This is a genomic window from Streptomyces sp. DSM 40868, from assembly GCF_011820545.1.
Lineage (GTDB): Bacteria > Actinomycetota > Actinomycetes > Streptomycetales > Streptomycetaceae > Streptomyces > Streptomyces eurythermus.
In genome coordinates, this window is sequence record NZ_CP050504.1 from 8,846,121 (window position 1) to 8,858,477 (window position 12,357).

Consider the following 12,357-nt stretch of genomic DNA (forward strand, 5'->3'; position numbering starts at 1 on the left):
CATCTGCTGCAACAACAGCGCACCGGACGAGGGTTGAGCGAGAGCAGCGCATCCACACGACGGCCCTCCGGCGCTCAAGGCGGCCCGAACCGGTGACGCACGGGCCGCTCGACCAGCCGGATCTCTGCCTGCCGTTGAGCGGCTGACCCGATGCACCGTCTCCCACCACCGCGACGCAGCCCGGCTCTGCCCCGCTCCGACGAACCGCACGCCCCCGCCGCCGGCGAGTCCCCCGTGGAGCGCGGGCCGCGAGTCAGCGGTAGTCGGGAAGCGTGAGAGCGCTGTACTCGGCGTGCGCCCGGTCGGCGGGGAGGGCGGAGAGGGTGCGCAGGGCGGTGTTGCGCCGCTGGAGGGCTTGTTCGGTGGCGGGGAAAAGCTCCGTGTCGCCGTCGCCCGCGAGCGCCTGGTTGAGGGTGACGAACGGCCTCATCACCCTCTCGTAGGCGTCGAACGCTTCGGCGTGGTCGGCGCGGGCGGCCAGTTCGCCGGCCAGTACGTAGGCACCGACCAGGGCGAGGCTGGTGCCCTGTCCCGTCAGGAAGGACGGTGCGTAGGCGGCGTCGCCGACCAGCACCACCCGGCCCGCGGACCAGCGCGTCATCCGGATCTGGCTGACGACGTCGAAGAACAGGTCGTCCGTGGCGTGCATCTCGGCGACGATCCGCGGGATCTCCCAGCGGTCGTCCGGGAAGGTGGCGGCGAGCAGCTCACGCTGCGCGCCGGGGTTGCGGAAGGCGTCGAAAGGCGGGTCGGAGCGCCTGAAGGTGAGCAGCCCGAACACGTCCTGGCCGGAGCCGACGGCGTACAGGGCGGCGGACCGGCCGGGGACGTTCCACAGCACGCCCTCGGAGGTGAGGCCGAGGTGGTTGGGAAGGGTGAAACCGGCGAAACAGGCCCCGAGGTAGTGGTGGAAGCCCTCCTCGGGGCCCAGGGCCAGCCCACGGGTGTGGGAATGGAGCCCGTCGGCCCCGATGACGACGTCGAAGGTGCGCCGGGCGCCGCTGCGGAAGGTGACCTCGATGCCGTCGGGGCGGTCGTTGAGGGCGGCTATGGAGTCGTTGAACTCGAACGCGACGGAGTGCCGGACAGCGTCGTACAGGATCTGCGTGAGTTCGCCACGCCGTACTTCGAGGTCGCCGTCGGCGCCGATGGCCATGCTCTCAGGACGCAGAGCGGCGACGGTGCCGCCGTCGGCGTCCAGGAAGGTGATGCGGTGGGTGTTGACATGAACCTTCCGTAACTCGGGCAGGAGGCCCATGCGCCGCACCGCCTCGACGGCGGTGCCACGAATGTCGATGGGGTAACCGCCGCCGCGCACGGCGCCCGCCTTCTCCACGACAGTCACGTCGAAGCCGTAGCGGTGCAGCCAGTAGGCCACTGCGGGGCCGGCGATGCTCGCGCCGGAGACGAGCGCGGAGCGCTTGGAGTGGGTCCCGGTCATGATCAATCCTTCCTGGCCGCGCCGCGCCGATACGGCGACCGGCCGGATGGTGAACGTGCGGGTTTTCTCGGAAGTGCCCAACGGCAGGACCGGGGAGCCGTACAGCCGCCCTGAACCGGGTCCCTCGCCGTGCCCGGCTCCCACGCGTTCCGGCGAGCACTGCACCGGGACGACTCAACTGCGGCCCCGCCATGAATGCCGAGCCGACTGCGCCTGCATGCCGGCGGACCGGACCGCGCCAGAGGAGCCGGCCTATCGGATCACGCACCAGGGACTGCCGACCGACTTCCTCCAGGCGGTCGGTCAACCGGTCGGCCGGCAGCCCAGGCACAACAAGCCGCCAAGTCCACCGCCGCGATCGTCAGCTCCCGGCGGATCGGCACACGCCCTTCTTCTCTCCTTCTGCCGGTTCTCCTAGTCGGTGCTCACGGCTTCGACGACCGACAGCACGGTTGACGTCGGCACGATGCGTCGCAGGTGCAGTCCCGCTTCCTTGAGGAGTTGGACGAAGTCCTCTTCGGTGCGTTCCCGTCCCACCAGGGAGCTCATCATCATCAGGTCCAGGGTTTTGGACTGGTGGGGCTGGTTGCCGGGTGGTACGACGGCGTCGATGACGAGGATGCGGCCTCCGGGTGCCATGGCCTGCCGGCAGTTGCGCAGGATGGTGGCGGACTGCTCGTCGTTCCAGTCGTGGAGGATGCGCTTGATGAGGTAGATGTCCCCGGGCGGGACCGCGGAGAAGAAGTCTCCGTCGGCTGTGGACCATCGGCCGGTGATGTCGTCGTGGTCACCCAGCCGGTGCTCGGCGAGGACGTGCGTCTGGTCGTGAAGGATTCCGTGCAGGCCGGGCTGCCGGCGGAGGACTTCGAGGAGCAGGCCGCCGTGGCCGCCGCCGACGTCGACGACGGTGCCCGTGGACGGAAAGTCGTATGCCTCGGCGATCGGTTCGTTCTCGTGGTCCGACATGGCGGCCATGCCGTCGTGGAAGACGGCGGCCGTTTCCGCGTCGCGTGCGAAGTAGTCGAAGAACGTCGTGCCGAAGATGTCGGTGAAGGCGGAGCCGCCGTCGGTCAGACAGCGGTGCATCTCCCCGGCGGGGCGCCACATCGTGGCGTCGGTGAGCATCAGGACCGCGGCGCGGGCGGAATGAGGGGCGTCCGAGCGCAAGGCCTGACCGGTGGTGGTCAACCGGAAGCGTCCCGGGGTCGTTTCCTCGACCACGCCGCGCGTGGCGAGCAGCCGCAGGACCCGCCCGAGGTTGCGGGCGTCGGTCCCTGTCGCCTCGGCGAGCCGCTCGACGCTCTCGTCGTCGTCCGTCATGTGGTCGGCCACCCGCACGGCGGCGGCAGCGCGCAGCGCCGCGGGAAACAGGAAGCCCAGGCTCTCGTCGATCAGCCGGGCCGCGGATTGCCGTGCCGTGTTCATTGCTGCGTCACCTCTTTTGGGCGGGCCCCGGTTCGGGCGCGGCGGTGGGGCCGCGGGTCGGGGGCGGGAGGGCGGGGGTCCAGGATGGCGGGGGACGGCGGTTGCCGGCCGGGGTTCAACGGTCGGGGCGGCCGGTGTTGACGGTGGATGGGTCCGGTGAGGCTGCTGGTCCCAGTGCATCCCTTCGGGCACGGTGCGGACAGAGGGCTTCCGGCCGTCTTCACCCGGACGTGGGCAGGCTGTTGCGGTGCACCCGTCGGTACTCGTCCCCGATCCGCAGCGGCTCCGCCCCGGCCGCCGGCTCAGGCTCGGTGTCCGGGAGGAGCCGGGCACGGTGTACGGCAGGGCGGCAGGGTGATGGCGCCCGGTCCGGCCGCCCGTACCTCGTCGCGCATCGCGCAGGGCCGCCGCGCACAAGCGTTTCGAGGTCACGGCTGCCGCGCGCCCAGATCCTCCCGGGGCCGCCCGGCCGGGTGTGCGGGGGCGGGAAAAAAGAGAGGCGGATCGCCGTCGGGACGGTTACGATGCCCGCGATGATGAACTTCTCCTCGTACGGATTGGGGGAATCGTCCGCGCAAGGTGATGGCTGATGGCTCATCACTTCGCGAACGACCTCCCGTCCCGCCTGTCGATGTGGCAACGCGTGCGTGAGTACGCCGTGCCACCGTCCATGATCGAGACCGCGACCGCACGGCGTGCTGCCGGTGACTGGGCGGGGGCCTGTGCCGCTGCCCGGATCGACGTCGATCTCGATCTGCGCGCCGTGCGCGACCGCCACGGCACCGACCTCGTCCACCGCCTCCGTGCGGATCTGCGGCGGCTGTCGCCGGATCTGCTCCGCTGGCACATGCCCCGGATCGCCCCCGACGGGCGGCTCAGACCCGGCCTCACCCTGTCGCTGGCCCGTTACGGGGCGCCCGGCGCCCCGCCGCTGGAGCTGGTGGTGCGCACCCCGCCGGCCTGGGCGGACGCCGGACAGCGGATGTCCCTGGCCCTGTGGGACGGGTCCGCGCACGGCACACCACGGCACCACCCGCATCCGCACCCCGACCGGCGTTTCCGGCTCGACCTGCACCGGCACCTCTGGGACGCCGGACGGAGCGGGGAACTGGCGCGGCGGTGCGGGGCGTACGGAACACCCTCCACGGCGCCCCCGGGCCTGCCCGACCCGCTCGGCGTGCGCGGCCGGTCCGCGCCGCCCGGCTCGCCCCCTGTGCCCGACGCCCCCTGGGCGGTGGGCCGTTGGGCCGCCGAGGCGGAACTGCTGCTGCGGGCCGAGGGGCGTCCTCGCGGGGCGTTCACCGTACGACTCGACGCCCGCAGCCGTGCCGTCCTCGAGCTCGTCGCCCCGGACGACAGCCACGCCCCGGTGTGCCGACCGCTGCGGGAGACGCTGCCGCCACGGGAGGCCGCGGCGCTTCCGCTGCTGCCCGAGGCGGCGGCCAGGGTCCTGCCGGACCTGGAACTGCTCCGGGCCGGGCTGATCACACCCGAGCGGCTGCATCCGCTCGTCGCCGCGGCACTGCCGGTGTCCGGTCGCGCGGCGGTGACCGGCCCCGCCGCCGAGCCCGGTGATCCGCACCGGGTGGCATGCCGGGGCGAGATCCACCGGATCGCGCTGCGGGACGGGGTGCTGACGGCGGTCGATCACGACCCGGCCGAACTGCGCCGGGAGGAGCTGCTGGTGGCGCTCGGCGGCCCGGCACTGCCCTGCCTGCGGGCGATCGACGCGGTCCACCGCACCCCGGAAGCGCTGCCCGCGGTCCGGGAGCGGCTGCGCCACGGTGATGTCGCCGGGGCGCTGGCCGTGGTCGAGGGCCTGCTCGGCCCCGCCGCGGTCCTGCGCGACGGGCCGCTCCGGCAGGAACTGGAGTCGGCCGCGGAACGCCGTGTCGAGCACGGGCTCTTCCGCTCGGGACTGATCGCCGTCCACCCCGCCGCCGCGGCGGCGGACGGCGGGACCGCCGAGGGTGGCGGCCACGCGCAGGCGGACCACCGTCCCCGGCTCGACCGCCGCACGCCTTACGACATGCGCCGCAAGCGCACCGGCCGGAGCCGTCCCCGCACCGGCCTGACCCGCTGACCACCGGCACACCGGCAGAAGTCCCTGATCCGCACCGCCCGTTCGGTGCCGTACGCCTCCCATGACCTGCGGAACGGGCTTTCCCGTTCCCCCCATCCCACCCAGGTGATGCACATGACCCGCAGCATCCCGCTGCCCGCGTCCGCCCCCACTGCCGCCGACGCGTCCGCGACCGGCGCCCGACTCGCCCTCGCCGACGACCTCCTCGCCCTCCTGCGGACGACCACCACCGAGCCGCGCCCCGACGAACAACTCGACGCGCTCGCCCTGGCCGTCGCCGCCGACCTGCCCGTGCTGCTCTGGGGCGAGCCGGGCATCGGCAAGACCGCGGCCCTGACCCAGCTCGCCGCCTCCCTCGACCTGCCGCTGACGACCGTGATCGCCAGTGTCCACGAGCCGTCCGACTTCTCCGGGCTGCCCGTCATAGGCGACGACCCGGGGGTGCGGGGGGTGCCGATGGCACCGCCGCGGTGGGCGGTGGAACTGGTGCGGGCCGGGCGGGGGCTGCTCTTCCTGGACGAGTTGTCCACCGCCACCCCGGCCGTCCAGGCCGCCCTGCTCCGGGTGGTCCTGGAACGGAGGGTCGGGGAATTGCGACTGCCGCCCGGCGTACGGATCGTGGCCGCCGCCAATCCGCGGGCGTCGGCGGCGGACGGATGGGAACTGAGCCCGCCGCTGGCCAACCGGTTCGTCCACCTCCACTGGGTGCACGACCGGGACGTGGTGGTGCGCGGGCTGGGCGGAGTCTGGCCCCGCGCGGAGCTGCCACGGCTGGTGCCCGAGCGGCTGCCCGACGCGGTGGCCTTCGCCCGGCGCGCGGTCTGCGGCTTCCTCCGGGTCAGGCCGACGCTGATCCACCGGCTGCCGAGCACCGAGACACGGCGCGGCGGCGCCTGGCCCTCGCCCCGCAGCTGGGAGGCCGCGCTGACCCTGCTGGCCTTCGGCACGGCGGCCGCCGCCTCCCGCGAGGTGATGGCGCTGCTGGTGCGGGGTGCGGTGGGAGACGGCCCCGGGCTGGAACTCCTCGCCCACCTGGACCGTATGGACCTGCCGGACCCGGAGACACTGCTCGCCGAACCGTCCTCCGCCACACTCCCCGAACGGGGTGATCTGCGCCAGGCGGCGCTGGAGGCAGTGGTCGCCGCCGTCGGGGCACGCCCGGAGCGGCAGCGGTGGGAGGCGGCCTGGGCGGTGCTCGTCCGGGCCATGGAGACCGGCGCCCCGGACCTGCTCGTCGCCCCGGCCAGGGCGCTGGCCGCCCTGCGCCGCGACGACTGGGAGGTGCCGCGGGCAGTGGAGCGGCTGGCCGCGGTCGTCGGACTCGCCCGGCGCGCGGACCGGTCGGTGGCGAAGGCCACGGCGGCCGAGACCGGAGACACGACGGGGGCGCGCCGATGACGCGCCCCACGGGACCCACAGGCCCCACGTCTACAGGGCCCATGGGACCCACGGGCCACTCCGTGCCCGCGCGCCCGGTGTCCCGCCCGGTGCCGCGCCCCATGGCCCCGCCCCCGGCGCCGCGCCCGGTGCGGGCCACTGTGGGGGAGACGCCGGGCGTACCCGGCGGACCGCCGGGCTCCGCAGGGCCGGACGGCCGGCCCGGGCTCCCGCTGGACATGGAGAAACTGCTGGCCGCGAGGCTGCACGCGGTGAAGGTCCGCCCCTACCTGGCCGACGCGCTCTTCGCGCTGCACATCGTGGCGGACCGGTCGGTCCCGACGATGGCGGTGGACGCACACTGGCGCTGCTATGTCTCGCCCGGCTTCGTGGCGCGCACCCCGGTGGAGGAACTGGCGGGCGTCTGGGTGCACGAGGTGTCCCATCTGCTGCGCGACCACCACGAGCGGGGCGAGCGGTACGCACGCGAGCACGAGCGGCACGGGCCGGGCGAGCGGCTGCGGCGGAACATCGCCGCGGACTTCGAGATCAACGACGACATCTACGGCGACGGCCTGCCCCTGCCCACCGGAGTGGTGCTGCCGTCGCTGCTGCGGCTGCCCACCGGGCTGCTGATGGAGGAGTACCTGCGGACGGCGTCGATGTCCTCCCTCGCCGCGGAATCGGCCTGGCTGGACTGCGGCAGCGGTGCCGACGGGCAGCGGCGGCCATGGGAGCTGGGGCCCGACGGGGCCCACGGGCTGACCAGACAGCAGCGCGACGCGGTCCGCTTCCGGGTGGCCGAGGGAATCAAGGGCGCACCGGGCAACGCGCCGGACGGCTGGCGCCGGTGGGCCGACGAGGCGTTCCATCCGCCGCAGCCGTGGCGGCAGTTGCTCGGAGCGGCGGTCCGCTCGGCAGCGAGCGCGCCGGGGACGGGCGAGAACCACACCTACCGGCGTCCGTCCCGGCGCTCGGCATCCGTCCCCGGGGTGGTGCTGCCGAGCCTGCGCCGTACGCCGCCCCGGGTCTGCGTGGTCATCGACACCTCAGGGTCGGTGAGCGACGCCGAACTGGGCAGCGCGCTCCTGGAAGTCGCGGCGATCTCGCGGGCCGTGGGAGGGCGGCGCGACCTGGTTTCGGTGATCTCCTGTGACGCGGCGGCCGGGATCGCCGTACCGCTCTGCCGTGCCGAGAACATGGAACTGGTCGGCGGCGGGGGCACCGACCTGCGCTCCGGCTTCACCCGGGCGCTCCGTTCCCGGCCGCGCCCGGACGTCATCGTCGCCCTGACGGACGGTCAGACACCGTGGCCCTCCGAGCAGCCGGCCTGCCGGACCGTCGTCGGACTGTTCCCCCGTCCCGCCCGCGCCGTCGACGAGACGGACCCCGACCACGTTCCGGACACCCCACCGCCCTGGGCCCGGGTCGTCACCATCGGCTGATGCCCGCCCCCGCCCGGTCCGCGTCCGCACGGCCGGGCGGAGAAACGGCGGGCGGATCCCGGCGGGGAGGCGCTGCGTGACCTGACGCCGACGGGCCTGAAGGCGGCTCGCTACGAGCTGGGGCGGCCGGTCCCGGCCGTCGCGCCCGGCGAGCCACCGTTCGCGGCCCGGCTCACCGCCGCCGGCGCGCCGACCTCTCCGCGCTCCTCACCCGTGCCGCAGGACCGGCCGACCCTGCGGGGAGTCCTGCGTAAGCGACGATCAAGAGCCGGCAGCCGTCGCCGTCCGGCACACCGACAACACCGCCGGCCGGCACGACCACGCTGACCGGCTGTCGCGGCCGGCCGAGCCCCGGCGCCCGCCGGAGCCGTGCGGTGCCCAGGTCAGGAGGTCAGCGCGCGGGCACGGGCGCGGTCTTCTTCCGGGCGCGGTAGGCGGCGGCCTTGATCTTGTTGCCGCAGGACTCCATGCCGCACCACTGGCGCCGCATGCCCCGGGAGCGGTCGATGTAGACCCGCGTGCACTCGGGGTTGCCGCACTCCTTCATCAGCGGGACGTCCGGGCCGCTGAGCAGCTCGACGGCCTGCCGCGCGACGGTCGCCAGGGCCTGCGCCGGGGTCGCCTCGCTGTGCCGGCCCGCCATGGTGAGCTGCGGCGTCACCGGCGTCTTGCGCGCCGCGCCGTTGACCACGGCGAGTGCCTCGCGGTCGAAGTCCTCACCGAGCCGGCGGTTGGTGACGAGGCGGTAGACGGCCTCGCGCACGGTGATCGCCTCCCGGACGTCCGACTCGTCGGCGGGCGTGATCGTGTCCACGAGTCCGGACTCCAGGTACCAGGCGTTGAGCCGGTCCGGCGTCACGAACATCTCGAACCGGGTCGAGCGCCGGGCACGCAGGGTGGCCGCGAAGTCGAGAGCCGGGTGTCCGCATACGAAAACGTGGTCAAGGTTCACATCACCATCTTGACAGGTGACTGATGGGCAGCGCAAGAACCCGTCACCGCTCTGGGTGGTACCGCGCAAGGGGGCCGCCACCCGCGGCGCTTGCCGGCTCAGGCCCCCGACCGGACCGTGGCCGGGTTCTCTCGCCGTCGGCCTCCCGCGTCCGGCCGGCCTCCCGGCTCCAGCCGGAGTTCCCGGCCCTGCCACCGCCGCCGCAGCCAGCGGTCGTGACTGGCGACGGCGATGGCGCCGGGGCCCGGGCCCAGGGCCTCCTCCAGTTCGTCGCACAGCCGCGGGGAGAGATGGTTGGTCGGCTCGTCGAGCAGCAGCAGCTGGGGCGGACGGGCCACCAGCAGCGCCAGCGCCAGCCGCCGCCGCTGCCCGACGGACAGCAGCCCGACGGGCTTGTCCAGGTCCGCCTCGTGCAGCAGCCCGAGCGAGAGCAGCGGCACCCGCTCGGCGCGTGCCGGGCCCAGCGACAGCTCGTAGGTGTCGCGGACCGTGCGTCCGGGCCGGTCGAACACGGTGTCCTGGGTGAGCAGCCCCACCGTCAGCCGGGGCCGCCTGCGCACCTCGCCCTCGGCGGCCAGCCGTCCGGCGAGTACGGCGAGCAGCGTGGACTTGCCGGCCCCGTTGCCGCCGGTGATCAGCAGCCGGTCGGTCGCCGAGATCTCCTGCGTGACCTGCGCCAGCCGGCCGGGCACCCGGACGTTCCGCAGGGCCACCAGCGGCTGCGGGTCCTCCTCGGCCCGTGCGGCCAGGTCACCGGCCGCGAACCGCAGCGGGCGCGGCGGCTCGGCGACCTGGGCGCGCTCCAGTTCCTCCAGCCGCCGGGTGGCGTTGCGCACCCGGCGGGAGATCTGGTTCTGCACCCGGCCGGCCCGGTGGCCGTATCCCATTTTCTCGTTGTCGGTGCGCCCCCGGTCCGGGGCGACCCGGTGCGCGGTCACCCCGGCCGCCTGCCGCAGCTCCGCCAGTTCCCGCTGCTCCTCGGCGTACCGCCGCTCCCAGCGCTCCCGTTCGGCGCGCTTCTCGCCGAGGTAGGCGGTGTAGTCGCCGCCGTAGCGGACCGGCCCGTCCACCGCCGGGTCGAGATCGACGAGGTCCGTGCAGACGGCGTCGAGGAACGCCCGGTCGTGGCTGGCGGCCACGACCGTTCCGGGAAGGGTGCGGAGCTGCTCCTCCAGGAAGGCGGCGGCGCCGTCGTCGAGGTGGTTGGTCGGCTCGTCGAGCAGCAGCGCGGAGGGGCGTCGTACGAGCAGCGCGGCCAGGGCCAGCCGGCCGCGCTGCCCGCCGGACAGCGAGCCCAGCGTGCGGTCGTGGCCGACCGTGCCGAGGCCCAGGCCGTCCAGTACCAGGGCCGCGCGGCGGTCGGCGTCCCAGGACTCCCGGTCCTGCGCCTGCTCCAGCCGCCTGCCGTAGGCGTCGAGGAGTTCCTGGTGGCCGGGGTCGTCCTGCGGGACGCGGGCGAGTGCCTCGCCGAGCCGTTCCAGTTCGGCGAGGTCCTCGCGGGCCTCGCACAGCGCCTCGTCCAGCACCGCGGCGACGGTGGCGTCGGCGTCGTAGGGCATCTCCTGGTGGAGGAAGCCCAGTCCGGCGGGGCGTGTGACGCTTCCGGAGTCGGGTTCGTCGACGCCGGCGAGCACCCGCAGCAGGGTCGACTTGCCGGCACCGTTCTCCCCGATCAGGCCGATGCGGTGGCCGGGGGAGGCGGTCAGGGAGATGCCGTCGAGGACGCGCCGGCCGCCCAGGGTGCGGACGACGTCGCGGGCGAGCAGAGCGGGCTGGGACATGGGGAACCTTCCTACGTGTTCGGTGGTCGGCCCGCCGGGCGCGGAGCCTCGGACGCGGGCCACGTCACACGCCGGGGTTCACCCCACGGGGGCTCCCGTCTCCCTCAGCGCGCCGTCGGCCAGCCGCAGCCAGCGGTTCACGCCGATCTCCGCGAGGAACCGCTCGTCGTGGCTGACCACCAGGAAGGCACCCTGGTAGGAGTTGAGCGCGCTCTCCAGCTGGCCGACGCTGACCAGGTCCAGGTTGTTGGTCGGCTCGTCGAGCAGGAGCAGCTGGGGGGCCGGGTCGGCGCACAGGACGCAGGCCAGGGTGGCGCGCAGCCGTTCGCCACCGGAGAGGACGCCGACGGGCAGGTGGGCGCGGGCCCCGCGGAAGAGGAAGCGGGCGAGCAGGTTCATCCGCTCCGCCTCGGGCCGCTCGGGGGCGAACGCGGCGAAGTTCTCCGCCACGGTGCGGTCCGGGTCGAGCAGGTCCAGGCGCTGCGAGAGATAGGCGATCCGGCCGTCGTTGCGCCTGATCTCCCCGCTGTCCGGGGCGAGGTCCCCGGTGATCAGCCGCAGCAGGGTGGTCTTGCCGGAGCCGTTGGGCCCGGTGAGCGCGATGCGCTCGGGACCCCGGACGGTCAGGTCGACGCCGCCGTCGGCGAAGACGGCGCGGCCGGCGTGGTGGACCTGCAAGTCCTCGCCGAGGAAGAGGTTGCGGCCGGCGGGCACGTTGGTGTCGGGCAGTTCCAGGGTGAGCCGCTGTTCGTCGCGCAGCGCGCGTCCGGCCTCGTCGAGGCGGGCCCTGGCCTCGCTGACGCGGGAGGCGTGCAACTGGCCGGACCTGCCGGCTGCCTCCTGCGCGCCGCGCTTCATGGTGCCGGCGAAGATCTTGGGCAGGCCGGCGTTCTTGAGGTTCTTGGAGGCGTTGCTCATCCGGCGCTCGGCGCGTTCGCGGGCCTGCTGCATCTCCCGCTTCTCGCGCTTGAGTTCCTGCTCGGCATTGCGGACGTTCTTCTCGGCGACCTCCTGCTCGGCGCGGACGGCCTCTTCGTACTCGGTGAAGTTGCCGCCGTAGAAGCGGAGTTCGCCGCTGCCGAGTTCGGCGATGCGTTCCATGCGGTCGAGCAGGGCGCGGTCGTGGCTGACCAGCAGCAGGCAGCCGGTGAAGTCGGAGAGGACGTCGTAGAGCTTGTGGCGGGCCTCGGTGTCGAGGTTGTTGGTCGGCTCGTCGAGCAGGAGGACGTCCGGGCGCTTGAGGAGCTGGGCGGCCAGGCCGAGGGAGACGACCTGTCCGCCGCTGAGGGTGCTCAGGCTGCGGTCCAGGTCGAGGCCGGCGAGGCCCAGCCGGTCCAGCTGGGCGCGGGTGCGCTCCTCGATGTCCCAGTCGTCGCCGATGGTGGTGAAGTGCTCCTCGCTGACGTCGCCGGACTCGACGGCGTCCAGGGCGCGGATCACCGCGGCGACGCCGAGCACCTCGGCGACGGTGAGGTCGCCGGTCAGAGGGAGGCTCTGCGGGAGGTAGCCCAGCGTGCCGCCGACGGACACCGAGCCGGTGGCCGGCCGGAGTTCACCGGCGATCAGCTTGAGCAGGGTGCTCTTGCCGGAGCCGTTGGGGGCGACCAGTCCGGTACGGCCGGTGGTCACGGTGAAGGACAGGTCACGGAAGACGGGGGTGTCGTCAGGCCAGGCGAAGGAGAGGCCGGAGCAGACGATGGCGGCGTGAGACATGAAAGGACCTCGAAGGCACGGAGGGCAGAAAAGAGACCTCTGCCCTGGGCAGACATGGGGAAAGGGGTACGACGAGACGGGCCACGTCGGCGACGGCGCTCCTGTGCGCCGGCCGGTGGCCGTCAGATCCGGATCTCACC

8 protein-coding genes are annotated in these 12,357 nt (G+C 73.8%); 3 read left to right on the forward strand and 5 right to left on the reverse strand.

The window, feature by feature from the left end:
• Positions 1 to 253: 253 nt before the first annotated feature.
• Positions 254 to 1,441 (reverse strand): FAD-dependent monooxygenase, encoded by a 1,188-nt coding sequence (locus tag HB370_RS39815; protein ID WP_167513149.1) that lies wholly within the window; start codon positions 1,439 to 1,441, stop codon positions 254 to 256.
• A gap of 414 nt (positions 1,442 to 1,855) precedes the next feature.
• Positions 1,856 to 2,866: a methyltransferase gene (locus HB370_RS39820; protein WP_167513150.1), complete on the reverse strand. Its 1,011-nt coding sequence runs from the start codon at positions 2,864 to 2,866 to the stop codon at positions 1,856 to 1,858.
• Between the two features lie 589 nt (positions 2,867 to 3,455).
• Here HB370_RS39820 and HB370_RS39825 point away from each other — a divergent pair.
• The 3 genes from HB370_RS39825 (at position 3,456) to HB370_RS39835 (ending at position 7,771) form a co-directional block, all read left to right on the forward strand.
• Positions 3,456 to 4,949, forward strand: coding sequence for a hypothetical protein (locus HB370_RS39825; RefSeq protein ID WP_167513151.1), 1,494 nt, complete (start codon positions 3,456 to 3,458; stop codon positions 4,947 to 4,949).
• A gap of 114 nt (positions 4,950 to 5,063) precedes the next feature.
• Positions 5,064 to 6,347, forward strand: a complete 1,284-nt coding sequence (locus tag HB370_RS39830; protein WP_244405896.1) for a MoxR family ATPase — start codon at positions 5,064 to 5,066, stop codon at positions 6,345 to 6,347.
• A gap of 218 nt (positions 6,348 to 6,565) precedes the next feature.
• Positions 6,566 to 7,771, forward strand: coding sequence for a VWA-like domain-containing protein (locus HB370_RS39835; protein WP_167513393.1), 1,206 nt, complete (start codon positions 6,566 to 6,568; stop codon positions 7,769 to 7,771).
• 391 nt (positions 7,772 to 8,162) lie between these two features.
• Here HB370_RS39835 and HB370_RS39840 read toward each other — a convergent pair whose 3' ends face one another.
• The 3 genes from HB370_RS39840 to abc-f form a co-directional block, all read right to left on the reverse strand.
• The gene (locus HB370_RS39840) at positions 8,163 to 8,723 is read right to left on the reverse strand and encodes a CGNR zinc finger domain-containing protein (protein ID WP_167513152.1); all 561 of its coding nucleotides are present in this window, start codon (positions 8,721 to 8,723) and stop codon (positions 8,163 to 8,165) included.
• Between the two features lie 98 nt (positions 8,724 to 8,821).
• Positions 8,822 to 10,504, reverse strand: a complete 1,683-nt coding sequence (locus HB370_RS39845) for an ABC-F family ATP-binding cassette domain-containing protein (RefSeq protein WP_167513153.1) — start codon at positions 10,502 to 10,504, stop codon at positions 8,822 to 8,824.
• 78 nt (positions 10,505 to 10,582) lie between these two features.
• A complete protein-coding gene (abc-f, locus tag HB370_RS39850; protein ID WP_167513154.1) occupies positions 10,583 to 12,217 on the reverse strand; it encodes a ribosomal protection-like ABC-F family protein in 1,635 nt (544 codons plus the stop codon).
• Positions 12,218 to 12,357 lie beyond the last annotated feature (140 nt).

Bases quoted from the DNA above. Each gene is read 5' to 3' on its own strand.
- HB370_RS39815 (WP_167513149.1), bottom strand. From the start codon at position 1,441: ATGACCGGGACCCACTCCAAGCGCTCCGCGCTCGTCTCCGGCGCGAGC.
- HB370_RS39820 (WP_167513150.1), bottom strand. From the start codon at position 2,866: ATGAACACGGCACGGCAATCCGCGGCCCGGCTGATCGACGAGAGCCTG.
- HB370_RS39825 (WP_167513151.1), top strand. From the start codon at position 3,456: ATGGCTCATCACTTCGCGAACGACCTCCCGTCCCGCCTGTCGATGTGG.
- HB370_RS39830 (WP_244405896.1), top strand. From the start codon at position 5,064: ATGACCCGCAGCATCCCGCTGCCCGCGTCCGCCCCCACTGCCGCCGAC.
- HB370_RS39835 (WP_167513393.1), top strand. From the start codon at position 6,566: ATGGAGAAACTGCTGGCCGCGAGGCTGCACGCGGTGAAGGTCCGCCCC.
- HB370_RS39845 (WP_167513153.1), bottom strand. From the start codon at position 10,504: ATGTCCCAGCCCGCTCTGCTCGCCCGCGACGTCGTCCGCACCCTGGGC.
- abc-f (WP_167513154.1), bottom strand. From the start codon at position 12,217: ATGTCTCACGCCGCCATCGTCTGCTCCGGCCTCTCCTTCGCCTGGCCT.